At 64.6% G+C, this 24,131-nt stretch carries 22 protein-coding genes; 15 read left to right on the top strand and 7 right to left on the bottom strand.

Features of this window, described 5'->3' with window-relative positions; translation table 11 throughout:
- Window position 1 precedes the first annotated feature (1 nt).
- The 5 genes from V5279_RS23385 (at window position 2) to V5279_RS23365 (ending at window position 6,196) form a co-directional block, all read left to right on the top strand.
- The gene (locus V5279_RS23385) at window positions 2-1,372 is read left to right on the top strand and encodes a sigma-54-dependent transcriptional regulator (RefSeq protein WP_029084142.1); all 1,371 of its coding nucleotides are present in this window, start codon (window positions 2-4) and stop codon (window positions 1,370-1,372) included.
- Between the two features lie 373 nt (window positions 1,373-1,745).
- The gene (gene hfq / locus V5279_RS23380) at window positions 1,746-1,994 is read left to right on the top strand and encodes an RNA chaperone Hfq (protein ID WP_006020546.1); all 249 of its coding nucleotides are present in this window, start codon (window positions 1,746-1,748) and stop codon (window positions 1,992-1,994) included.
- Between the two features lie 11 nt (window positions 1,995-2,005).
- The gene (hflX, locus tag V5279_RS23375; RefSeq protein ID WP_338688146.1) at window positions 2,006-3,388 is read left to right on the top strand and encodes a GTPase HflX; all 1,383 of its coding nucleotides are present in this window, start codon (window positions 2,006-2,008) and stop codon (window positions 3,386-3,388) included.
- Between the two features lie 154 nt (window positions 3,389-3,542).
- Window positions 3,543-4,913 (top strand): magnesium transporter, encoded by a 1,371-nt coding sequence (mgtE, locus tag V5279_RS23370; RefSeq protein WP_166295420.1) that lies wholly within the window; start codon window positions 3,543-3,545, stop codon window positions 4,911-4,913.
- 245 nt (window positions 4,914-5,158) lie between these two features.
- A complete protein-coding gene (locus V5279_RS23365) occupies window positions 5,159-6,196 on the top strand; it encodes an MBL fold metallo-hydrolase (protein WP_338688137.1) in 1,038 nt (345 codons plus the stop codon).
- A 32-nt stretch (window positions 6,197-6,228) separates the two neighbouring features.
- Here the strand turns inward: V5279_RS23365 and mazG are convergent, their stop codons facing one another.
- On the bottom strand, window positions 6,229-7,044 hold the full coding sequence (gene mazG, locus V5279_RS23360) for a nucleoside triphosphate pyrophosphohydrolase (protein ID WP_338688135.1): 816 nt from the start codon (window positions 7,042-7,044) through the stop codon (window positions 6,229-6,231).
- 128 nt (window positions 7,045-7,172) lie between these two features.
- Here mazG and queC point away from each other — a divergent pair, with 128 nt between their 5' ends.
- Window positions 7,173-7,901 carry a 7-cyano-7-deazaguanine synthase QueC gene (queC, locus tag V5279_RS23355; RefSeq protein WP_338688132.1) on the top strand — a complete coding sequence of 243 codons (729 nt, stop codon included), beginning with the start codon at window positions 7,173-7,175 and terminating at the stop codon, window positions 7,899-7,901.
- Between the two features lie 27 nt (window positions 7,902-7,928).
- Here the strand turns inward: queC and V5279_RS23350 are convergent, their stop codons facing one another.
- The 4 genes from V5279_RS23350 to nthA all read right to left on the bottom strand — a co-directional run bounded on the left by V5279_RS23350 (window position 7,929) and on the right by nthA (window position 10,271).
- On the bottom strand, window positions 7,929-8,462 hold the full coding sequence (locus tag V5279_RS23350) for a RidA family protein (protein WP_338688129.1): 534 nt from the start codon (window positions 8,460-8,462) through the stop codon (window positions 7,929-7,931).
- Window positions 8,463-8,608: 146 nt separating this feature from the next.
- The gene (locus V5279_RS23345) at window positions 8,609-8,986 is read right to left on the bottom strand and encodes a nitrile hydratase accessory protein (protein ID WP_029081798.1); all 378 of its coding nucleotides are present in this window, start codon (window positions 8,984-8,986) and stop codon (window positions 8,609-8,611) included.
- Window positions 8,986-9,645 (bottom strand): nitrile hydratase subunit beta, encoded by a 660-nt coding sequence (gene nthB / locus V5279_RS23340; RefSeq protein ID WP_338688124.1) that lies wholly within the window; start codon window positions 9,643-9,645, stop codon window positions 8,986-8,988. The genes V5279_RS23345 and nthB overlap by 1 nt, the downstream gene beginning before the upstream one ends.
- On the bottom strand, window positions 9,642-10,271 hold the full coding sequence (gene nthA / locus V5279_RS23335; RefSeq protein ID WP_338688122.1) for a nitrile hydratase subunit alpha: 630 nt from the start codon (window positions 10,269-10,271) through the stop codon (window positions 9,642-9,644). The genes nthB and nthA overlap by 4 nt, the downstream gene beginning before the upstream one ends.
- A gap of 74 nt (window positions 10,272-10,345) precedes the next feature.
- Between nthA and V5279_RS23330 the strand changes: the two genes are divergently transcribed.
- The 9 genes from V5279_RS23330 (at window position 10,346) to V5279_RS23290 (ending at window position 22,529) form a co-directional block, all read left to right on the top strand.
- Window positions 10,346-11,152 carry an enoyl-CoA hydratase/isomerase family protein gene (locus tag V5279_RS23330; RefSeq protein ID WP_338688119.1) on the top strand — a complete coding sequence of 269 codons (807 nt, stop codon included), beginning with the start codon at window positions 10,346-10,348 and terminating at the stop codon, window positions 11,150-11,152.
- A 74-nt stretch (window positions 11,153-11,226) separates the two neighbouring features.
- Complete coding sequence (locus tag V5279_RS23325; RefSeq protein WP_166295438.1) at window positions 11,227-12,327, top strand: S1/P1 nuclease; 1,101 nt, start codon at window positions 11,227-11,229, stop codon at window positions 12,325-12,327.
- 220 nt (window positions 12,328-12,547) lie between these two features.
- On the top strand, window positions 12,548-13,240 hold the full coding sequence (locus V5279_RS23320; protein WP_338688113.1) for a 4'-phosphopantetheinyl transferase family protein: 693 nt from the start codon (window positions 12,548-12,550) through the stop codon (window positions 13,238-13,240).
- Window positions 13,241-13,297: 57 nt separating this feature from the next.
- Window positions 13,298-14,284 (top strand): thioesterase domain-containing protein, encoded by a 987-nt coding sequence (locus V5279_RS23315; protein WP_338688111.1) that lies wholly within the window; start codon window positions 13,298-13,300, stop codon window positions 14,282-14,284.
- A 50-nt stretch (window positions 14,285-14,334) separates the two neighbouring features.
- On the top strand, window positions 14,335-16,302 hold the full coding sequence (locus V5279_RS23310) for a non-ribosomal peptide synthetase (RefSeq protein ID WP_338688108.1): 1,968 nt from the start codon (window positions 14,335-14,337) through the stop codon (window positions 16,300-16,302).
- 71 nt (window positions 16,303-16,373) lie between these two features.
- Window positions 16,374-17,498 (top strand): acyl-CoA dehydrogenase family protein, encoded by a 1,125-nt coding sequence (locus tag V5279_RS23305; protein ID WP_338688106.1) that lies wholly within the window; start codon window positions 16,374-16,376, stop codon window positions 17,496-17,498.
- A gap of 428 nt (window positions 17,499-17,926) precedes the next feature.
- Window positions 17,927-18,946, top strand: coding sequence for a TRAP transporter substrate-binding protein (locus V5279_RS23300; protein ID WP_338688104.1), 1,020 nt, complete (start codon window positions 17,927-17,929; stop codon window positions 18,944-18,946).
- A gap of 22 nt (window positions 18,947-18,968) precedes the next feature.
- The gene (locus V5279_RS23295) at window positions 18,969-20,855 is read left to right on the top strand and encodes a TRAP transporter large permease subunit (RefSeq protein ID WP_338688102.1); all 1,887 of its coding nucleotides are present in this window, start codon (window positions 18,969-18,971) and stop codon (window positions 20,853-20,855) included.
- A 24-nt stretch (window positions 20,856-20,879) separates the two neighbouring features.
- Complete coding sequence (locus V5279_RS23290; protein WP_338688100.1) at window positions 20,880-22,529, top strand: acyl-CoA synthetase; 1,650 nt, start codon at window positions 20,880-20,882, stop codon at window positions 22,527-22,529.
- 4 nt (window positions 22,530-22,533) lie between these two features.
- Here V5279_RS23290 and V5279_RS23285 read toward each other — a convergent pair whose 3' ends face one another.
- Together V5279_RS23285 and V5279_RS23280 are read right to left on the bottom strand one after the other, a co-directional pair.
- A complete protein-coding gene (locus V5279_RS23285; protein WP_338688098.1) occupies window positions 22,534-23,340 on the bottom strand; it encodes an MBL fold metallo-hydrolase in 807 nt (268 codons plus the stop codon).
- Entirely contained in the window at window positions 23,337-24,131 is a 795-nt protein-coding gene (locus tag V5279_RS23280; protein WP_338701366.1) for a TatD family hydrolase, read from the bottom strand. The genes V5279_RS23285 and V5279_RS23280 overlap by 4 nt, the downstream gene beginning before the upstream one ends.

Here is a 24,131-nt window from a genome sequence, read left to right as displayed (position 1 = left end):
CATGGCCAGTGACATTCTGATTGTCGACGACGAAGCAGACATTCGCGACCTCGTTGCGGGTATTCTGGACGATGAGGGGTTTTCCACGCGCACCGCGCGCGACAGCGATTCGGCGCTTGCCGAAATCGCCAACCGCCGCCCGAACCTGGTCTTCCTCGACATCTGGCTGCAGGGCTCCAAGCTCGACGGCCTGCAGCTGCTCGAGCAGATCAAGAAGGACAATGCCGACCTGCCGGTCGTGATGATCTCCGGCCACGGCAACATCGAAACCGCCGTCGCCGCGATCAAGCGCGGCGCCTATGACTTCATCGAGAAGCCGTTCAAGTCGGACCGGCTGATCCTGGTCGCGACCCGCGCGCTTGAGACCTCGCGGCTCAAGCGCGAGGTCAAGGAGCTCAAGCAACTGGCTCCGGCGGCCAGCGTCCTGACCGGCCGCTCCGCCTGCATGAACCAGCTGCGCCAGACCATCGATCGCGCCGCCAAGGCCAACAGCCGCATCCTCATCGTCGGTCCCTCCGGCGCCGGCAAGGAGCTCGCCGCGCGCACGCTGCACCATGCCTCCGGGCGAGCCGAGGGGCCGTTCGTGGTGATCAATGCGGCGGCGATCACGCCGGAGCGGATGGAGATCGAGCTGTTCGGCTTCGAGGGATCGAACGGCGAGCAGCAGCGCAAGGCCGGCGCGCTGGAGGAAGCGCATGGTGGCACGCTGTTCATCGACGAGATCGCGGACATGCCGCGCGAGACCCAGAACAAGATCCTGCGCGTGCTGGTCGATCAGACCTTCCAGCGCCAGGGCGGCACCAGCAAGGTGCATGTCGACGTCCGCATCATCTCCTCGACCGCGCGCAATCTGGAGGAGGAGATCGCCGCGGGCCGTTTCCGCGAGGATCTCTACCATCGCCTTTCGGTGGTGCCGATCCGCGTGCCGCCGCTGTCGGAGCGCCGCGAGGACATCCCCGAGCTGATCGACTATTTCATGGACCAGATCTCGGCCGCCACCGGCCTGCCGAAACGGCAGATCGGGCAGGATGCGATGGCGGTGCTGCAGTCGCATGTCTGGCCGGGCAATGTCCGCCAGCTCCGCAACAACGTCGAGCGGGTGATGATCCTGGCCGGCGGCGGGCCGGAGGCGATCATCACCGCCGACATGCTGCCGCAGGACGTCGGCTCGATGGTGCCGGCGATGCCGACCTCCAACAATGGCGAGCACATCATGGGCCTGCCGCTGCGCGAGGCCCGCGAGGTGTTCGAGCGCGACTATCTGATCGCCCAGATCAGCCGCTTCTCCGGCAACATCTCGCGCACCGCGGAGTTCGTCGGCATGGAGCGCTCGGCGCTGCATCGCAAGCTGAAGGCGCTCGGGGTCGGCTGACCCCGGCGCGCCCGGCCAGCAATTGGCCGGCAGCTTGAAGCAAAACCCCGGCGGTCACCCGCCGGAGCGGTGCCCGGCCCTCGGGGTCGGGGCGGGATGATGGGCGAGGCGAGAACGGGGCCGCTGCAACCGGGGATTTATCCACTCCCCGCGAGAATATTCGTCTCTTTCCCTGCACTTTCTTAGAATTGCCACCGTGTTCCTACCGACTGCTGCGCGAACTGGCTTGCCTAAAAACCGCGCGTAGCCTCTAATCCTACCTGCTATGCCTGCCGGAGGGGGATCTCAGGGCAGGTGGGCAGCCGGAGGAGGCTCCGTCAGAGAGCAGCAACCGGTTCAATAAAAAGAAGCACAAGCTTGCGGGACAAAAACAATGGCGGCAGACCGCGCACAAAATCTACAAGACACCTTCCTTAATCACGTTCGTAAGACAAAAACGCCACTGACGATCTTTCTGGTCAACGGAGTAAAGCTGCAGGGCATTGTCACCTGGTTCGACAATTTCTGCTTGCTGCTGCGGCGCGACGGTCACTCGCAGCTGGTCTACAAGCATGCGATCTCGACCATCATGCCCGGCGCTCCGATTCAGCTGTTCGAGGGTGGCGAGGACGCACCGGCTTGAGAGTGAACTGATTGGAACCCTTCAATCGTGAAGGGGGCGCCGACCGTCCGCGGTCGGCGGGGGACGTTAGCACCGGGCGGGTGATCGTCATCGGCCCGTACCTGCGCATGCGCCGTGGCGACGGCGATGCGCAAACGGATTCCTCTGTCCGCGACTACGAAGCGCGGATCGAGGAAGCCGTCGGCCTCGCCGGCGCGATCGACCTCACGGTGGTGGAATCCGTCGTCGCGCCGATCAGCCAGATCCGGCCCGCGACCTATCTCGGCAAGGGCAAGGTCGAGGAGATCAACGGCCTCGTCGCCAGCGACAAGGTCGAGCTCGTGGTGATGGATTGCGCGCTGTCGCCGATCCAGCAGCGCAATCTTGAGAAGGCCTGGAGCACCAAGGTGCTCGACCGCACCGGCCTGATCCTGGAAATCTTCGGCCGCCGCGCCAAGACCAAGGAAGGCGCGCTGCAGGTCGAGCTCGCCCATCTCAACTACCAGCGCAGCCGTCTGGTGCGCTCTTGGACCCATCTCGAGCGCCAGCGCGGCGGCTTCGGCTTCATGGGCGGTCCCGGCGAAACCCAGATCGAGGCCGACCGCCGCCTGATCGGCGACCGCATCACGCGGCTCGAGAACGAGCTGAAGAAGGTGCAGGCGACGCGGCGACTGCATCGCGCCGGCCGCCAGCGCGTGCCGTACTGCGTGGTGGCGCTGGTCGGCTACACCAATGCCGGCAAGTCAACGCTGTTCAACCGCCTGACCCGCGCCGACGTGCAGGCGGCCGACATGCTGTTTGCGACGCTCGATCCCACCTTGCGCGCGCTCAACCTGCCGCATGGCGGCAAGGCGATGCTGTCGGATACGGTCGGCTTTATCTCCAATCTGCCGACCCAGCTGGTGGCCGCGTTCCGCGCCACGCTGGAGGAGGTGCTGGAGGCCGACATCATCCTGCACGTCCGCGACATCTCGCATGAAGATGCCGAAGCGCAGGAGCGCGATGTCGAGGGCGTGCTGCGCCAGCTCGGGATCGATCCCGACGCCGATGGCGGCCAGCGCATCATCGAGGTCTGGAACAAGATCGATCGCTTCGATCCCGAGGAGCGGGACAATTTGCGCAACATCGCCGCGCGCCGTCCGCCGGAACGGCCGTGCTTCCTGGTCTCCGCCGTGACGGGCGAGGGCATCGACGCGCTGCTGACGGCCATCGAGGACCGCCTCGCGGCCAAGCGCGCGACGCTGCAGCTTTCGATCGACGCCTCCGACGGCGCCGGCATCAGCTGGCTGCACCGCAATGCCGAGGTCCTGAACAAGGAGCTCAATGGCGAGCGCTTCGACATGACGGTGCGGGTCGACGAGACCAAGCGCGACATCGTCGTGAGCCGGTTCGCCGCGGTGCCCCACGAGGCGTAAGCCACCAATCCGGGACCCCGCAATCATCTGAAATATGACGGCACCGTGACGTGGCCTCACTCCGGCGCGCCTGCGACGGGCGGTCGCACTTTCTGTTTGAAATCCGCGCCGCCTTGGTTCATTGCGCTGCGGGACGCAAAGCCGAGGCCGATCGATGCAGGACACCAGCGAAACCATCACCAAAGAGACGCTCGCCGGCCAGAACGGCGATCTCGCCCATGCACGGGCCCCCGAGATCGTCGATGCCCTCAACGCCCGGGAGCCGGCTGATGCAGCAACGCTGCTGCGATCGCTGCCGGCCGAGAAGGCGATCGAGGTGCTCGACCTGCCCGGGCTCGACAACACCTGCGAGATCCTGGCCGAGCTGCCGCAGGACACCGCGGTAGCGCTGCTGTCCGGCGTCTCCGATGACCGCGCCGCCGACATCTTCAAGGAACTGGTCGAGCCGCTGCGCACCACGCTGTTGAACGGCCTCAACCCGGAAACCCGCAACGTCATCTCGGGGCTGCTGGCCTATCCGGAGCGCAGCGCCGGCAGCATCATGACGACCGAATTCGTCAGCGTGCCCTCGAACTGGACCATCGCCGAGGTTCTGCATCACATCCGGATGGTCGAGCGCACCCGCGAGACCGTCTACTCGATCTTCGTGACCGACCCGGTCAAGAAGACCCTGATCCAGGCCGTGCCGCTGCGCCGCCTGATCTCGGCCGATCCGCACGCCAACGTGCTCACCGCAGCGCCGGCGCGAAAGCCGCTGATGATCGCCCCCGAAGCCGACCGAATGGAAGCGGCGCGGCTGATCTCGCGCTACGATCTGCTCGCGGTCGCGGTCGTCGACGGTCCCGGCCACATCCTCGGCATTGTCACGGTCGACGACGTCATCGACGCGATCGTCGAGGAATCCACCGAGGACGCCCAGAAGTTCGGCGGCATGGAAGCGATCGACGAGCCGTATTTGCGGATCGGTTTTGGCGAGATGATCAAGAAGCGCGCCGGCTGGCTGTGCGCGCTGTTCCTCTCGGAAATGCTGACCGCGACGGCGATGCAGTCGTACCAGACCGAACTCGAGAAGGCTATCGTTCTGACGCTGTTCATCCCGCTGATCATGAGCTCCGGTGGCAATTCCGGCTCACAGGCAACATCGCTCCTGATCCGCTCGCTGGCGTTGCACGAGGTGCGGCTGCGCGACTGGTGGCGTGTCGCCGTGCGCGAACTGCCGACCGGTATTGTGCTCGGCGCCATCCTCGGCGTGATCGGCATCGTCAGGATCACGCTCTGGCAGACCCTTGGCCTGTTCGACTACGGTCCGCATTGGGTGCTGGTCGCCGCGACCGTCGGCGCCGCGCTGGTCGGCATCGTCACCTTCGGCTCACTGTGCGGATCGATGCTGCCGTTCATCCTCAAGCGCATCGGTTTTGATCCCGCCAGCGCATCAGCACCGTTCGTCGCGACGCTGGTCGACGTGACGGGGCTCGTGATCTATTTCGGCGTGGCGGCCGTTATTTTGCGCGGGACGTTGCTCTAGCGCCTGATTATTGATGGAGGGCGAGTAGTCTCGCGCACCAAGGAAAAGGTTCACGGTCGAGGCTGAAAATATTTAGCTTGCGGCTCCCGGCGCACAGCAGGAGGATTTCCCTAAGCTAGGCCGTCCGCGAGATCAGAGCGTTGGAAGGCCGGTCTCTGAACTCGGCAGGTCTCAGCCCAGCTCTTTACCGGCTGGTTGCCTGTCAGGAATTCCTCAATCGTTGCGTTTGAACAGGGGGAACTTCCATGAATCTCAAATCAAGTTTCCTTTTCGCAGTCGTTCTCGCAGGTCTCGCTGCATTGATCGGCACTGCAACATATGCGGCCGAGCCGGCTGCTCGGATCACCATCCTGTACGATGCGTTCGGTAAGGACGCCACGATGACAAAGGATTGGGGCTTCTCCGCCCTCGTGGAAATCGGAGGAAAGCGCATCCTGTTCGATACCGGCGACAACGCGAAGATCTTCGCTGCCAATGTGAAGGCGAAGGGTGTGGACCTCACCAGCCTCGATTTCGTGGTGTTGTCGCACCGGCACTCCGATCACATGGCGGGCCTGAGCCATGTCCTGAGCGTCAATCCGAAGGTCAAGATTTATGCGCCCAAGGAAGCATTTGGCATCTACGGCTCGTCGGTGCCGTCGAGCTTCTACCGCAAGGACGAGTCGTTGCCGCCGGAGATGCGGTACTACGACGGCAAGCCGCCTGAGATCATGAAATTCGGCGCTGCCTGGGCGGACGCCAACTTCGAGTTGATAGACCAAACGACCGAAATCGCACCCGGCATTACGCTCATTGCTCTGATTTCCGATCTGCCGGGAACGAGGGAGCTCAAGGAGCTGTCCATGGCGGTGAATACTGCCGATGGCATCGTGCTCGTCGTCGGCTGCTCGCACCCTGGAATCGAGCGGATCGTCGAGGCCGCGGCAGCAATCAATCCCAGGATTCGGCTGATCGCTGGCGGATTCCATCTGGTCGCCGCGCCCGACGAGGTGATCACGAAGGTGACGACCGCGCTGCAGGACCGTTTCAAGGTCGAAAGCATCGCCCCCGGACACTGCACCGGCGAGCCGACCTTTGCCGCCCTGAAGAAGGCATTTGGCGACAGATACATTTATGCCGGCGCCGGCACGTCAATTCCAATCGGTGCCGAAGGAAGTTCGAACATGAAACGCGGCGAGGGGATGACACCCGACGACCTCAGGGTCTATCGCAAACTGGCCGCCCGGAACGATCCATTCGGTGTCATGCGCGCGCAAGCCCGACGTGCCGGAGCTGATCTCTAGGCGAAGTTTCGAGGCGCGCGAGGGGAGAAAATCTACGTCGCGCGTTTCGCCTCGTTCCACAGTGCATCCATCTCTTCCAGCGACGCGCCATCGAGCGAGCGGCCCTTCGCCGCCAGCGCCTTCTCGATATAGGCAAACCGCCGCTCGAACTTGGCGTTGGTCGCCCGCAGCGCCGTTTCCGGATCGGCGTCGACGTGGCGGGCGAGGTTGACGACGGCGAACATCAGATCGCCGGTCTCCGCTGCGAGCTCCTCCTTGTCCTTGCCGTCGAGTGCGGCCTCGATCTCGTCGGCCTCCTCGCGGATCTTGGCGAGCACGGCGCGCGGGTCGTTCCAGTCGAAGCCGACGGTAGATGCCTTGCGCTGCAACTCCATCGCCCGGGTCAGGGCAGGGAGGCCCGCCTTCACGCTTGCGAGCAGCGATTTGTGCGCGGTCTCTTCCGGCGGCCGCCGGGCGGCGCGTTCGGCCTTCTCCTCGGCCTTGATGCGCTCCCAGGCGCTCTTGACGCCGGCGGGCTGGATATTGCCGTCCTTGTCGGCAAAGACGTGCGGATGACGGCGGATCATCTTCCTGGTGATCGCCTCGACCACATCGCCGAACGCGAAGGCGTTCTGCTCCTCCGCCATCCGGGCGTGATAGACCACCTGCAGCAGGAGGTCGCCGAGCTCCTCGCGCAAATCGTCGAAATCGCCGCGCGTGATCGCATCCGCGACCTCATAGGCCTCCTCGATCGTGTAGGGCGCAATCGTCGCAAAATCCTGTTCGAGGTCCCATGGGCACCCCGTCACCGGCGTGCGCAGCGCAGCCATGATCTCGATCAGGCGGGAAATGTCGCGGGAAGGGGTCATCGGGCACCGCACTCTGAGGGGGTATGGCTTTATGCCAAATCGGCTCTGCCGATCCCAGCAAAACACGCCGGAAGCAGGGCACTGTCCACGGATTGGCCGCGGCATCATCAGGTGCTAAATCGCGTTCCATGAGCGATCAGAACAATTCCGACACCGCCCTGGTGCTGTTTTCCGGCGGCCAGGATTCCACCACCTGTCTGGCCTGGGCCCTGTCGCGCTTTGCGCGCGTCGAAATGCTTGGCTTTTCCTACGGCCAGCGCCACGCAATCGAACTCGACTGCCGCGACCGCCTGCTGGCGGGGATCAGGCAGATGCGGCCGGACTGGGCGGCGAAGCTCGGCGACAGCCATACGCTCGATATCCCGACGCTGTCGGAGATTTCCGACACCGCGCTGACCCGCGACGTCGCGATCGAGATGGGCGCGGACGGGCTGCCGAACACTTTCGTGCCTGGCCGCAACCTCGTGTTCCTCACCTTCGCCGCGGCCCTGGCCTATCGCCGCGGCATCCGCCACATCATCGGCGGCATGTGCGAGACCGACTATTCCGGCTATCCGGATTGCCGCGACGAGACCATCAAGGCGCTGCAGTCCGCGCTCAACCTCGGCATGGCCAGGGATTTCGAGCTGCACACGCCGCTGATGTGGCTCGACAAGGCCGCGACCTGGCGGCTCGCGCACGAACTCGGCGGGGCAGGGCTGGTCGACCTGATCCGCGAGCACTCGCACACCTGCTATCTCGGCGAACGCGGCGCGCAGCACGATTGGGGCTACGGCTGCGGCGAATGCCCGGCGTGCAGTCTGCGGGCCAGGGGCTGGCGGGAGTATGCGGCGCGAGGCTATCGCCCCGATCACTGAGTTGCCGGGGTCGTACGCTTGGCCGGATCACGGCAGCCTGGTCACCGCGGTGAGATTCATCGTGAGCAAGACGCCGGGCTTGGGCAGTTCGCGAACCGCGATCACTGTGCGCGCGGCCCGGTGATCTCCCATCATTTCCACATAGGCCGAATTCATCGCGTCAAAGTCGGACATCTCGCGAAGGAAGATGTTGACGTGAGTCACATGGTCCAGGTCGGAACCCGCCGCCGCGAGCATCACGGCGAACGATTTCAGGATCTGCCGCGTCTGAGCACCGACGTCCGGTCCCGCCAAGGCGTCGGTTGCAGGATCGACTCCGGCGGTTCCTCCAATCCAGATCTGGTCTCCAACCTTGGCAATGTGATGATACGGCCCGATCGGAGTGGGCGTGTTCGGCGGCGTAAACGTCTGAACGCGTGATTTCATCGCTCTGCCTCGCATCTGGGCACTCGGATATAGCGACCAATTCGCGGCTTCGGAAGCCAGTCTTCGTCGTGCGGAACCAAGAGCAAAGCTCGGACAAATCATGTCGCGAGAATGCGTCCTCACCTCATCTGTCATCGCCCGGCTCGACCGGGCGGTCCGGTACGCCGCGGCCTCTCGGCTCAAGCACCGACGCCTCTGGAATACTGGATCACCCGCATGCGCGGGTGATGACACCGAACAAGCTGTTTGAGCGTGCAAATGACGACGAGGCGAGTACGCCGCTACTCAAAATCCGCCGGCGTCAGCGCGATCGGCTTGCCGTGCGGGGTGCGGTCGGCGGCGCGGTCCCAGGCGTCGCGGTAGCGATGCAGGGTCTCAGGTGTCGTGACGCCCTTGGCGGCGACGAGGTGTTCGAGCGTCGCCAGCCAATGCTGGTAATAGGTCTCCCCGGTGTCGGGATCGCCGGCGGCCTGTGCGCGCTTGATCTGATCGGCGAGCGCTGCGGCCCATTCGCTCCAGGTGAATACGCCGCGGTCATGCAGGCTCAATGCCATCGCAAACGCCTGGGCTTCCCAGGGCGCGCGGAACACCGGACCGTCCTGGTCGCGGGGAATGCTGGATACGGCGCTGGTGGCGCGGGCTGCGGCGGTCGCATCCATCACACCGCCTCCAGATACGGCTCGAACGCGTCGATCGACACCTTGAGGGTCGGATCGGAGTCCGCTCCCCACAGCTCGGGTCCATCGAACACGACGGTGTACAGCCATTGCGGATGCTCGCCGGCATCGTTCGCCACCGTATCGGGAAACACGTGACAGCCATGATCGCGTTCGACTACCCCGACATGACCGCGCACATAGCGCGGCAGCCGCGTGTGGGTGGCGGGATGGATGTTCTTCGCCCGCACCCGATCGCCGGCCTTGAACTTCGCGGCCCCCGGTGCCGCGCGGCCGAACTTGCCGCGCACCATGATGCGCTCGACATCGGCCATCGAGAACTTGCCGTGCATGAGCGGCTTCGCCGGCGCGACGGAACGTCCGGCGGCGACGTCGTCCTCCGAGATGAAGCCCTTGGCGAGCAGCAGGGCTTCGAGCCCGAGCAGCCATTTCCTGTAATAGGAGCTCGACAGATAGACCTGCGGGGGCAGGGTCTCGCGATAGAAGCGCGATGCGTCGATGTTGAAGGCGCCGGCCGCACCCATCGCACGGACCATCGCGAGCACCCGCGATTCCCATTCTTCATGGAACATCGGCTCGTTCGGCTCGGGCTCGACCTTGCCGAACCCGTCCATGCCGCCCATGTCGTGGACGCCGTTCACGACGGGGCTCCCGGCGTTTTCGGGAATCCCGTGCCGATCATGGAATCCCGCGTCACGAGTTCGGCGAGCTGTTCTTCGCTCCAGCCCGCGGTGCCCTCGGGCCGCATCGGCAGCACCAGGAAGCGCGTCTCCGCGGTCGAATCCCACACCCGGATCTCGATGTCCTTCGGCAGGCTGACGCCGAAATCGGCGAGCACGCCGCGCGGATCCTTGACCGCGCGCGAGCGATACGGCGAGGCCTTGTACCAGACCGGCGGGAGCCCAAGCATTTCCCAGGGGTAACAGGAGCACAATGTGCAGACGACCATGTTGTGACGGCCAGGCGTGTTCTCGATCGCGACCAGATGGTCGCCGACCCGGCTGACATGGCCGAGGGTGCCGACTGCCTTGGTGGCGTCCTCGAGCAGCGCCTTCTTGAAGGCGGGATCGGTCCAGGCCTTGGCGACGACCCGGGCGCCGTTATGCGGGCCGATCTTCGTCTCATAGGCCTGCACGATGGCATCGAGCGCGGCGGGCTCGACATAGCCCTTCTCGGTCAGGATCGATTCCAGCGCGCGGACGCGCAGTTCGGTCTCCGACAGTTCGGAATGATCGTGATCGTGGTGGTGGTGATCATGTCCGCTCATGCCCACAGAATAGGCGAAACGGGCGTGCTATGTCGAGGCAAGCGGTACACAACAATGCGAGCAGGGAGGTATGCGTGGTTGACTATGTAACGATCGAGAAGGGCCTCGGACCGGAGGGCCGCATGGCGGTGGTGCGGTTCGACCGCGGCGACGGTATCAACGCGCTGTCTCCGGAAGCGCTGCGGCAGCTGACCGATGCCGCGCGCAGTTTCGAGGACGACGGCGGAACCTCGGTGGTCGTGCTGACCGGCGGCGCCAAATCGTTCAGCGCCGGCTTCGACCTGAAAGACGCCGAGGGACGTTCGCGCCAGACCATGGACATGGGCACGCTGCGCCGTCACCTCAAGCTCGGGCCGCGGCTCACGCGCGCCTGGCAGGACATGGAGCAGGTCACGATCGGCGCGATCGAGGGCTTCTGCGTCGGCGGAGGTGTGGCGCTCGCGGTCGCGCTGGATTTCCGCGTCATGGCGCGCGATGCGCATCTGCGCGTGCCGGAGATTGCGCTCGGCATGAACATGAGCTGGCAGAGCGTGCCGCGCATGCTGCATCTGATGGGCCCGGCGCGCACCAAGCAGGCGGTGATCCTGGCCGACGACCGGATCTCGGCCGACCAGGCCTATGAATGGGGCCTTGTGGAGCAGGTGACCGATCCCGGCAAATCCTATGACGCCGCGATGGCGCTCGCGGCCAAGGTCGCCGCCCAGCCGCCGATTTCGGTGGCGATGACCAAGCTGACGGTCAACCGGCTGGCGCATGCGCTCGACGATCTCGCCAGCCACATGGATCTCGACCAGTTCGCGCTGGCGAGCCTGACCGAAGACCACAAGGAGGGCGTCGCGGCGTTCCTCGGGCGGCGGCCCCCACGCTTCAGGGGGCGCTGACGCGCATTGTCTTACGATTGTTGCGCCAGTATCGGACAACCACAGGAAGTTTGGCACAATTGCGAGGTCGCGCGATGTCGAGAACGGTCGTTGCATCGGGCTGGTTCCTGGGCGCCTTGTTGGGCTGGCTTGCCGCCATTGCGCTTCACCCGACCGCGGCGTCGGCCTGGGGCTATGAGGGCCATCGCGTCGTCGGTGCGATCGCCGACCAATTGCTCAAGCCCGCCGCGAAGGCGAAGGTCCAGCAACTCCTCAACGAGGGCGATACGCATGGCATCGACCTGCGCAAGTCCGGACCCTGGCTGGATTGCGTGAAGAGCGTCGCCCGGCACGACGACGGCCGGTTTCATTACGAGGTCGACCCCGAACATCTCGACTACGAGGTGCCCTGCACGCCGTTCAACTCGGCGCGGGAGAGGGCGCGCATGGTGGATTATGTCGCCGGCAACTGGTCGACCTGTTCCTACAAGCCCGACGGCTTCGAGCGCGGTTGTCACAACACCTTCCATTTCGTCGATGTCGCGATCCAGCGCAGCGCCTTCGACCGCAGCTTGCAGGGGACCAATCCGCACGATCTGGTCGCGGCGATCAGCGCCGCCATCGCAGTACTTCAGGACAAGCCGATCCCGCCGCCGTTCCCGTTCTCGATCAAGGACAAGAAGGAGGCGCTGCTGCTGCTCGCGCATCTGATCGGCGACCTGCACCAGCCGCTGCATGTCGGCTCGGTCTATCTCGATCCCAACGGCCAGCCGGTCGACCCGGACGTTAGTCACCAGGTCGATCCCGGGAGCGATACGATCGGCGGCAATGCGATCCAGGATGGCGTCGCGGTCCCGTTCCAGACCATCAACCTGCACCATGAATGGGACGACATCCCGACCGACCTCGGCGATGCCGCGACGGGTGAACTGATCGACGCGGCGAAGGCGGTCCCGGCGAGCCCGGGTACGCCGGACGGTTGGCCGGCGGCCTGGGCGACCGACACGCTGCTGGTCGCACATGTCGCGTTCAAGGGCCTGAGCTTCGGCCCGACGTCGCCGCCGGTGCCGTCCAAATGGATCGTCAATTTCGGCAGCCACATGGACTATCTGCAGGCCGCCGACGCGATCAAGCGCCGGCAACTCGCCAAGGGCGGAGCGAGGTTGGCCGAACTGCTGAATGCAATATGGCCGTGAGGGGTAGCCCATCCATACATCCGAATAGCCACCGGCGCTCCTTGCTTTCGCGCCTATGCGATTGCTTAATCAAGGAAATCCGCGCGAACGGCGCTGCTGTCGTCGGACGCGATAGACTCGTGCGCATGAGCGCTTCTGCGATCGGAATGCAGGTATGACGTCTGACTGCTGCCCTGAGCTCGACTTTGGCCAGGCTTCCGGCGCGGGCAGGGAGCCAGCAGTGCCGACTCCGAGCTATTTGGACAAGGCCGTCGAGCTGAGATCCGGGATCATCATGCCGGTTCTCGAGGGTGATGGCTTGGAGGTCCTGGCCTTCGCGCTCGATGTTGAGCCGGACATCGTGGGCGCGACAGGCTTTTGCCTCAACGACGAGGAGCGTCGGCGCGCCGCGGGGTTGAGGCTGGAGCGGGACCGCCGCCGCTTTGTTGTTGCCCGCGGCCAGCTGCGCCGGGTCCTCGCTTCCAGACTGAGAATTGCGCCGTCCGTCGTCGAGTTCGAATATGGAGCGCTGGGCAAACCTCAGCTCTCGCACCGCATGCCCGCCCGCGATTTGCGCTTCAGCGTCTCGCAATCCAAAGATGTGGCAGTCGTCGCCCTCTCGACCGCGCAAGAGGTCGGGGTGGACATCGAGGCGGTTGTCCCTGTGCCCGAAGCGGACGAGATCGCAACGCTCTGCTTTTCCGCCTCCGAGTACGGGTCCTACACCGGCCTTGGTCCGGAAGGCCGCCTGGAAGGCTTCTTCCGGTGTTGGACCCAGCTGGAGGCTGTCTCCAAGGCGTTGGGGTGCGGCCTGGGACAGCCCATTTCCTGGGATGAAGAGGATTGGCTTGTTCGACGGTTCGTACCTCGAAGTGGGTATATCGGGAGCGTGGTCATCCGGAACTGGCGTTCGCGCGATGTCACGACGCACTAAACGAGGTGTCTCCGCGAATTCCATTGGACTGCACGGGAGTTCATTCGGGACGGCCCTATGTCAGCGCACTTGATGCAGTTTTCTGAGCTTCTCGCAGACCTGGCGGTCAAGGACATCAAGGTCTGGGTGGAAGGCGACCGGCTGCGCTGCAACGCTCCGGCGGGCGCACTAACGGCGGAGCTTCGCGACCAGTTGCGGGACCGGAAGGGCGAGATCATCGCGTTTCTGAACATGGCCACGGCAGCTGCCATGCAGCAGCCTGCAATCATTCCGCTGCAGTCGCGCGGAACACGCACGCCGATTTACGCCGTGCCGGGGCATGTCGGCGCCCCCTTCACATTCTCGGACCTGTCGAAGCACCTGGGCGGCGATCAACCATTCTACGCACTCCAACCGACCGGCTACGACGGGCAGAGCGAGCCGATGGACCGCGTCGAAGATATCGCCGAGGACTTCGCCCGCCAGATCGTCGAATATCAGCCGACCGGTCCGTACATCATCGCCGGTTACTGCTCCGGCGCTCCAACAGCTTTCGAACTGGCGAAAATCCTGGGACGCCGCGGCGCAGAGGTCCCATGCATTGCGCTGTTTGGCCCGCTTCATCCCTCCACCTATCAGGAGCTGCCGCGTTGGCTGTATTTCTCTGCCAGGGAAACCGCCGAAGCGTTGCTGCGAGAGCTAGCGAAGCTGCCGACATTCAGCGCTCGTCTGCGATATTTCGGCAGCCGCGTTCGGGAGCGTTTCCGCGCCCTCGGAAGCAAACAGCCGGTCGCGACAGATCCGGTGCTGGCGAGCAGAGCTCGGCTCAAATCGACGGCGCTCGCGGCTTTTCAGCGGTACGATCCCACTCCGTATTCGGGTCGGGTCTGCGTATTTCTTCCGAGCAAGGCCTGGCTGCGATCGGGCGCAGGACCGCGCCGATGGCTTCGCGTGGTGCCTCATGCCGAGTTTTATTTTGGGCCCGAGGGATGTCACGCAGTCTCCATGCTCGAGGACCCTGAAGCGCCGGCCATCGCAGACCTTTATCGCCAGGCCAAGATTTGAACGATTGACGTGTGATTTGATTATTTGATTTGCCCAATTGGAGCGTAGTCATGAATGAAGTCCTGCCCATTGTGGAGGAGGGCGTCGCGCTTCCCCTGCAGAAGGATGCCGATCATCAGGCGCTGGTTGTCGAGTACAACGCGACGGCGGCGCACTACCCGTCGGACAGGACGATCATCGATCTCTTTCGCGACCAGGTGACGCGCAGCCCTGACGCTGAAGCGATCCGCTTCGGCGATGTCATGCTGACCTACCGGCAGCTCGACCAACGCTCCAATCAGATGGCCGCGCATTTGAGCTCGACCGGCGTGGGGCCGGGCCGGATTGCCGTTGTGTTCATGGAACACTCCATTGAGGTCGTTGTCGCGATCCTGGGCGTGCTGAAGTCCGGCGCAGCCTATGTGCCGGTGGATGCGGCAACGCCGAAGGGGCGCATCGCAACAATCCTGAAGGACATTTCCAACGGCACCGACGGGCGGGCGCCGGTGGCGATCACGCAGGCGCGCCTGCAATCCGTCATTTCCCCCGATCTCGCCGATATTTTCGTGCTCGACGCCGATTTCGGTTCGATTTTAAATCAGCCGGATTCGGCCCGGCCGACCGCTGCCACGCCGGACGGCACCGCCTATATCATCTTCACCTCCGGCTCGACCGGCACCCCCAAGGGCGTCGAGATCGCGCACCGGAGCCTGGTGAACTACATCTGGTGGGCCGCTCGGGTCTATAGTTCCGGCGAACCTCTCGCATGGCCGCTGTTCTCATCTCTCGCCTTCGACCTGACCGTCACGACGCTCTTCACGCCGCTCATCACCGGCGGCCGCATCGTGGTCTATCTTGGCGATCCCGGCGCGCAGGGCATGGTCGCGCTCAAGGTCGTCGACGACAATGCCGTCGACATCATGAAGCTGACGCCGGCGCATCTCGCGATGATCCGCGACCGCGATCTCGAAACCACAAGACTGCGCAAGTTCATCGTGGGCGGCGAGGACTTCAAGACCGAGTTGGCGCGCGACATCGCGAAAGCCATCCCGCATCCGGTCGAGATCTACAATGAATACGGACCAACCGAAGCCACTGTGGGCTGCATGATTCACCGTTTCGACATCGAGCGCGATCAATCCGCATCGGTGCCGATCGGCGTGCCGGCCGCCAATGCGGGTATCTACGTCCTCAGCGAAGCCTATCAGCCCACCGGCACCGGCGTCATCGGCGAGATGTTCATTGCCGGCGACGGTCTCGCGAGAGGCTATTTCAATCGCCCTGACCTGACCGACGAGCGCTTCCGCACCGCCATCGATCCCCGAGACGGATATTCGAAGTTGCGGCTATACAAGACGGGCGATCTCGCCCGCTGGAGCCCGGAAGGGCGCCTGGAATTTCTTGGCCGCGCCGATCATCAGGTGAAGGTCGGTGGCGCGCGTATCGAACTGGGCGAGATCGAAGCGCGGCTTCTCAAGCACCCGCAAGTGCAGGAATGCGCCGTCGCTGTCATCGAACCGTCGGCGGCCGAAGGCGGCCTCGCACGACTTGCGGCCTACTATGTCTCGTCGAGCCCTCTGACGGTGGCGGACCTGCGCGCCCACCTCGCCGAAGAGCTGTTGGAGGCGATGGTTCCGACGCACTATGTTCGCCTTGAACGGATGCCGCTCACGCCCAACGGCAAGGTCGACCGCGCCTCGCTTCCCGAGCCGACGGCGGAAATCATCCAGCCGGCACAGGAATTCGTCGCTCCCTCGACAGAGACCGAGAAGACGTTGGCTGCGCTGTGGAGCGATCTCCTGAAGGTCAAGTCGATCGGACGCCACGACAACTTCTTCGATCTGGGCGGCGAGTCGCTGCTGGTGGTCCGGACGGTGGCGCGCATGCGAAAGACTTTTGGCGTCGACGTGCAGCTGCGCAACCTGTTCGAGCGTCCGACACTGGCCGAACTGGCGGAAGTGATCGACGGAATGCGCTGGCTGGCCGATTCCGATGCCGCTGCACCCTCGGCGGGACCGAGGGAGGAAATCGAACTCTAGCTGCCTGCAGAGAGCGGACAAACACGATGGACAAAGCTTGGGTGCCGCCGCAAGGACCGGGACTGCCTTGGATGGCGGCGGAGTATGAGCTGTTGCGGGACCAGGTCCGCCGGTTCGTCGAAGAGGAGATCAAGCCCTGTGCGGACCGCTGGGAAGAGGAGGGGTTCATTCCCCGTCCGGTCCTGCGCCGCATGGGCGAACTCGGTTTCTTTGGCATCCGTTACCCGGCCGAATATGGCGGTGCCGAAATGGACGCGGTCGCGTCAACGGTCTTCGCCGAGGAGCTCGGGCGCTCGACCTATGGCGGCGTCGCCGACGCGATGCTGGTCCAGGCCGACATGGCGTCGGTCTATGTCTTTCACGACGGGACCAAAGCCCAGCGGACCCGCTGGATGCCGGGCATTGTCAGCGGCGAGGTGATCACCGCGGTCGCCATCACAGAGCCGGATGCCGGCTCGGACGTGAAGGCCATCCGCACGCGCGCGGTGCGAGAAGGCGACTCTTACGTCCTCAACGGCACCAAGCTCTACATCACGAACGGCGTCCATGCGGATCTCTACTGCGTCGCCGCCAAGACCAATCCCGCGGCAGGCGGCAACGGGATCACGATGTTCCTGGTCGAGAAAGGCACGCCGGGCTTTACCGTCGGACGCGTGCTGGACAAGCAGGGCTGGCGCTCCTCCGACACGGCGGAGCTCGTCTTCGACGGTTGCCGGATCCCCGCCGAGAACGTGCTGGGCGCGGAGGGGCAGGGCTTCTACTCCATCATGCGCAACTTCCAGAACGAGCGCCTGGTCCTCTCCGCCATGGCGATCGGGATGGCCGAGGCGGCGATCGATATGACCCTCACCTACGTGAAGACCCGCCGCGCTTTCGGCGGCGTCCTGTGGGACATGCAGACGATCCGTCAGCGTCTGGCGATGCTCTCCGCGAAGGTGGAGGCAAACCGCGGGTTCCTCTATGCCACCGCCTGGCGCATGGCGGCCGACGACGATTGCCTGCGCGAGATCTCGATGCTGAAGGCGATCTGTGCCGAACTCGTCAACGAGGTCGCGTATGCCTGCGTGCAGTTCCACGGCGCCATGGGCGTCATGCGCGAGAGCCCGATCGAGCGCATCGCGCGTGACGCGCGCGTGCTGCCCATTGCCGGCGGCGCGACGGAGGTGATGCTCGAGGTGATCGCGTCGATGTCGTGAACCTCATGCGACACCAAGGAGATCGGGAGAGGTCGCGGAGGGCATCCAGCCGCGATGCTTCGTTCAATGGCCAGTGCCGGGGTCCGACGCTATTCGGACCCCGGCACGGCGCAAACCCCCATATCCGTAATTCGCATAAGGTATATTATGGAATATTTATATATACAATTAGATCAGATATTTAGTGGGAAATCTTCGCACCAGTCCGCAAGTTAGCGCCGTCCCGAGGGCCGTCCGACGATACGTTTGGTTTGCTCCCAGGCCGCAGCGATCCACGGCCGCACGTCTCGTCTGAAAGCCGATATTGCCGCGGCGTACGGACGCTGCAATAAGCCCCAGCTGTGTAGAGATCGCTGGTGACCCCGCGGCATCAGGTCCGTATAGGATGGCATCTCAGAACAACAACAAGCCTCTCTTGGGAGAAACCAATGAGCTTTTCACGACGCACGCTACTGAAGGTCTCCGCCGCTTCCGCCGTCCTGGGCGGGATTGGCGCGCCCTATGTCGCGCGCGCCCAGTCGGCCGAGTTCTCTTACAAGTTCGCCAACAACCTGCCGGAGTCGCATCCGTTCGTGGCGCGCGCCCGGGAGATGGCCGCGGCGATCAAGACCGAGACCAACGGCCGGTTTGACCTGCAGGTGTTCCCGAACAGCCAGCTCGGTTCCGATACCGACATGCTGAGCCAAGTGCGCTCCGGCGGCGTCGAGTTCTTCACGCTGTCCGGCCTGATCCTGGCGACCCTGGTGCCGGCAGCCTCGATCAACGGCATCGGTTTCGCATTCCCGGACTATCCGACGGTCTGGAAGGCCATGGACGGCGACCTCGGCGCCTATGTGCGCGGCGAGATCAACAAGGCCGGCCTCGAGGTCATGGACAAGATCTGGGACAACGGCTTCCGCCAGACCACGTCGTCGACCAAGCCGATCAACGGTCCGGACGATCTCAAGGGCTTCAAGATCCGCGTGCCGGTGTCGCCGCTGTGGACCTCGATGTTCAAGGCGTTCGATGCATCGCCCGCCTCGATCAATTTCAGCGAGGTCTATTCGGCGTTGCAGACCAAGATCGTCGAGGGCCAGGAGAACCCGCTGGCGCTGATCTCGGCGGCGAAGCTGTACGAGGTCCAGAAATACTGCTCGCTGACCAACCACATGTGGGACGGCTTCTGGTTCCTGATGAACCGCCGCGCCTGGGCGGCTCTGCCCGACGATATCAAGACCATCGTCGCCAAGAACGTCAACGCGGCGGCCGTCAAGGAGCGCGAGGACACCGAGAAGCTGAACGCCACCGTGAAGCAGGAGCTCGCGGGCAAGGGGCTCATGTTCAACCAGCCCGAGGTTGGGCCGTTCCGCGACAAGCTGCGCGCCGCCGGCTTCTACGCCGAGTGGAAGGGCAAGTACGGCGACAAGGCCTGGGACCTGCTCGAGAAGTCGGTCGGCAAACTGTCCTGATCGATCAAGCGGGAGGCTTGCCATGGCTCATGTCGAGATGACGCCGGCCGTGGCCGGCGAGGCGGCGTCGCAGCCCCCTCGCCGCCGCTCCCTACTCGGTTCCATCGAGGCCGCCCTCGGGTTGCTGGTGGAAATACCGGCGGCGATCCTTGTGGTCGCCGAGGTCGTCATCCTGTTCGCAGGCGTGGTGGCGCGCTACGTGCTCCATGCGCCGCTGATCTGGTCGGACGAGCTGGCGTCGATCCTGTTCCTGTGGCTTGCCATGCTGGGCTCGGCGGTCGCGTTCCGCCGCGGCGAGCACATGCGGATGACGGCGCTGGTCGCGAGCGCCGGACCGCGGCTCTGGGCCTATCTGGACGTGGTCGCGACCTGCGCCGCACTGGCCTTCCTGATCCTGATCGTGCGGCCGGCCTATGAATACGCCTACGAGGAAAGCTTCATCACGACGCCGGCGCTGCAGATCTCCAACACCTGGCGCGCCGCAGCGCTGCCGGTCGGCACCTGCCTGATGGCGCTGTTTGCGCTGTTGCGGCTGGCGCGGGTCGGCGAGTTCAAGACCTTCCTGCTGGCCGCGCTCACCGTGGCGGCGTTGATCGGGGTGTTCTGGCTGGCGCAGCCGATGCTGCGGCCGCTCGGCAACCTCAATCTGATCATCTTCTTCGTCGGCGTGGTCGGCTTCTGCGTGTTCGCCGGCGTGCCGATCGGCTTTGCCTTCGGCATGGCGATCTTCGGCTATCTGGCACTGACGACGCGGACGCCGCTGATGGTGCTGGTCGGCCGGATGGACGAGGGCATGAGCCATCTGATCCTGCTGTCGGTGCCGCTGTTCGTTTTCCTCGGTCTCCTGATCGAGATGACCGGCATGGCGCGCGCGATGGTGGCGTTCCTGGCGAGCCTGCTCGGGCATGTCCGCGGCGGCCTGCATTACGTGCTGGTCGGCGCGATGTACCTGGTCTCGGGCATCTCCGGATCGAAGGCCGCCGACATGGCGGCCGTCGCACCCGTGCTGTTCCCGGAAATGAAGGAGCGCGGCGCCAAGCCGGGCGATCTCGTCGCCCTGCTCGCCGCCACCGGCGCGCAAACCGAAACCATTCCGCCGAGCCTGGTGCTGATCACGATCGGTTCGGTCACCGGCGTCTCGATCTCGGCGCTGTTCACCGGCGGCCTGCTGCCGGGCGTGGTGCTGGCGATCACGCTGTCCGGGCTTGTGTGGTGGCGCTACCGCGGCGAGGACCTCAGCCACGTCCAGCGCGCCACCGGCAGCGAGATCGGCAAGGCGCTGGTGTTCGCCCTGCCCGCATTGGCCCTGCCCTTCGTGATCCGCTATGCCGTGGTCGAAGGCATCGCGACCGCGACCGAAGTCTCGACGATCGGCATCGTCTACGCCTTCGTCATCGGTCTTCTGATCTACCGCAAGTTCAACTGGCGGCGGCTGTTGCCGATGCTGATCGACACGGCCTGCCTGTCGGGCGCGATCCTCTTCATCATCGGCACCGCGACCGGCATGGCTTGGGGCCTGACCCAGTCCGGCTTCTCGCGGGCGCTGGCGGCATCGATGGCCGGGCTGCCCGGCGGTCCGGCGACCTTCATCGCGGTCTCGATCCTGGCCTTCGTGATCCTCGGCAGCGTGCTCGAGGGCATTCCGGCGATCGTGCTGTTCGGGCCGCTGCTGTTTCCGATTGCGCGCCAGGTTGGCGTCCACGAGGTGCACTACGCCATGATCATCATCCTGGCGATGGGCATCGGATTGTTCGCGCCGCCGTTCGGCGTCGGCTATTATGCCGCCTGCGCCATCGGGCGCGTCGATCCGGCCGAGGGTATCCGGCCGATCTGGGGCTACATGCTGGCGCTGTTGATCGGCCTGATCATCGTCGCCATCTTCCCCTGGATATCGATCGGTTTCCTCTAAGCACCTTGAGGACGGGATAGAGCCATGAGTGCAGCTCAAAACCAGTACACGATCGGGCTGGACAAGACGCCCGCCAACTACGTGCCGCTGACGCCGCTGAGCTTCCTGGCGCGCTCGGCCGCGGTCTATCCCGACCATGTCAGCGCGGTCTATGAGGGCCGCAGCTTCACCTGGAAAGAGACCTACGAGCGCTGCAAGCGCTTTGCGTCCTATCTCGCGGGCCATGGCATCGGCCATTGCGACACGGTTGCGGCGATGCTGCCGAACATTCCGGCGATGAACGAGCTGCATTTCGCGGTGCCGATGACCGGTGCGGTGCTGAACGCGCTCAACATCCGCCTCGACGCGGCGTCGATCGCGTTCCAGCTCGACCATGGCAGCGCAAAGATCATTTTGGTCGATCCTGAATTCTCCGGCGTGATCGCGGAAGCCTTGACCCTGATGAAGGGCTCAAAACCGTTCGTGATCGACGTTGATGACGCTGCGTTTGCCGGCGGCAAGCGGATCGGCGAGATCGAGTATGAGGCGGCGGTGGCGTCAGGCGATCCTGGCTTCGTGGAGCGGCCGCCGGCCGACGAATGGGATGCGATCGCGCTGAGCTATACGTCGGGCACGACGGGCAATCCGAAGGGCGTCGTCACCCATCACCGCGGCGCCTATCTCAACGCGGTCAGCAATATCCTTGCCGGTAATCTCGGCCAGCATCCGGTCTATCTCTGGACGCTGCCGATGTTCCACTGCAACGGCTGGTGCTTCCCCTGGACGATCGCGGCGACCGCCGGCGTCAATGTCTGCCTGCGCAAGGTTGATCCTGGCAAGATCTTCGAACTGATCCCGGAGCACGGCGTCACCCACATGTGCGGCGCGCCGATCGTCTACAACACGCTGATCAACGCGCCGGGTGCGCTCACGGGCGGCAAGGCCAAGCCGGTCGTCGGCCTGATCGCCGGCGCGGCGCCGCCGGTTGCAGTGCTCGAAGGCGCCGAGCGCATCGGCATCAAGCTCACTCATGTTTACGGGCTGACCGAAGTCTATGGCCCCGCCTCCGTCTGCGCCGAGCAGCCGGGCTGGGACGAATTGTCGGCCGATGCGCGCGCGCAGCTGAAGCGGCGCCAGGGCGTGTCCTATCCGCTGCAGGAAGGCGTCACGGTGCTCGATCCCGAGACCATGCGCGAGGTGCCGCGCGACGGCGAGACCATCGGCGAAGTCATGTTCCGCGGCAACATCGTGATGAAGGGCTACCTGAAGAACGAGAAGGCGACGCAGGAAGCCTTCGCCGGCGGCTGGTTTCACACCGGCGATCTCGGCGTGCTCGACGAGCACGGCTACGTCATCATCAAGGATCGCTCGAAGGACATCATCATCTCCGGCGGCGAGAACGTCTCTTCGGTCGAGGTCGAGGACATCCTCTACAAGCACCCGGCCGTGCTATTCGCGGCTGTTGTCGCCAAGCCGGACCCGAAATGGGGCGAAGTGCCCTGCGCCTTCATCGAGCTGAAGGACAGCGCCAAGGCGACCGAGGCCGAGATCATCGCCTATTGCCGCGAGCACATGTCGGGCTTCAAGACGCCGAAGTCAGTGGTGTTCGGCGTGATCCCGAAGACCTCAACCGGCAAGATCCAGAAATTCCTGCTGCGCAACGAGGTCGGCTCGGCGAAGGCGATCTCGGCCTGAGCTTTCAGCCCGCCCGATCCAGCGTCAGGCGCATGCCGTCATAGGCCGGGATCACGCCGGCCGGCAGGCTCTGCCGCAGCACCTCATAGTCGAGGTCGGAATGCAGGTTCGTGAGGACCGCCTGCTTCGGCTTGAAGCGCTCGATCCATGACAGGGCATCGGCCAAGCTGAAATGGCTCGGATGAGGTGCATAGCGCAAGGCATCGACGATCCAGAGGTCGAGGCCTTCAAGCGCCGGCCAGCTCTCCGCGGGGATGTCGTGCAGATCGGGCGTGTAGGCGGCGTCGCCAATGCGGTAGCCGAGCGCCGGAATCCGGCCATGCTGCACCAGGAAGGCCTCGAGCTTCAGCGGGCCGCCCTTCCCCTGCACCGTATGGCTCTCGCCGTCTTCGATCGAATGCCGGGTCAGGATCGGCGGATAGTCGCTGCCTTCCGGCGAGATGAAGCAATAGGAGAACCGCGCCATGATGTCCTTGGCGGTCGACTGGTTGAAGTAGACCGGAATGCGGCGGCGCTGGTGCAGCACCACCGAGCGCAAATCGTCGATGCCGTGGGTCTGGTCGGCATGCTCATGCGTCAGGAACACCGCGTCGATGTGCTCGACATTGCCGTCGATCAGCTGCTCGCGCAGGTCGGGCGAAGTATCGATCACGACCCGCGTGGTGCCGTGCTCCATGGTGCGCTCGGCCATGATCGAGCAGCGGCGACGACGATTCCTGGGATTGTTCGGATCGCAGGCGCCCCAGCCGAGCGCCGGGCGCGGCACGCCGGCGGATGAGCCGCAGCCCAGGATGGTCAGTGTCAGCGTCATGCAGCAACCTTCGGCGGCGCCGGCACCTTGGAGAACAGCCGGAAGAAGTTTTCGGTGGTCTGCCGCGAGATCTCCTCCAGCGAGACGCCGCGGGTTTCGGCGAGCACCTTGGCGACCTCGACCACATAAGATGGTTCGTTGCGCTTGCCTCGGAATATTCCGGGCGCAAGATATGGCGCATCGGTCTCGACCATGATGCGGTCGGCCGGCAGCTCGGCTGCCAGCGCGCGCAAGGTGTCCGACTTCTTGAAGGTCAGGATGCCCGTGAACGAGATCGACAGCCCGAGCGCGATCGCCTTCATCGCGAGCTCGCGGCCGCCGGTGTAGCAGTGCAGCACGGCCTTGAACGGGCCCTTCGCAACTTCCTCCTCCAGGATGCGGCCGCAATCCACGTCGGCCTCCCTTGTATGGATGACGAGCGGCAGGCCGGTTTCGCGTGCCGCGGCGATGTGCGCGCGGAAGCCGCGCGCCTGTGCCTCGCGCGAACCATGCTCATAGAAATAGTCGAGCCCCGCCTCGCCGAGCGCGACCACCTTCGGATGCCTGGTCAGCTCGATCAGTTCGCTCGAGGGAATGCCATCCTCTTCATCGGCATGATGCGGATGGGTGCCGACCGAACAGTAGACGTCGGGAAAGCGCTCCGTGATCGCAAGCAGGCCGCCGAGCCGCTTGACCCGGGTCGAGATCGTGACGATGCGGCCGATGCCGGCGGCCTCGGCGCGTCCGACGATCCCGTCGAGATCGTCGGCGAAGTCAGGGAAATCGAGATGGCAGTGACTGTCGACCAGCAT

The organism is Bradyrhizobium sp. 26S5, from assembly GCF_036923295.1.
Taxonomy (GTDB): Bacteria; Pseudomonadota; Alphaproteobacteria; order Rhizobiales; family Xanthobacteraceae; genus Bradyrhizobium; species Bradyrhizobium septentrionale.
Note: the sequence above shows the minus strand (reverse complement) of the source record. Positions and strands in the feature narration are given on the sequence as shown.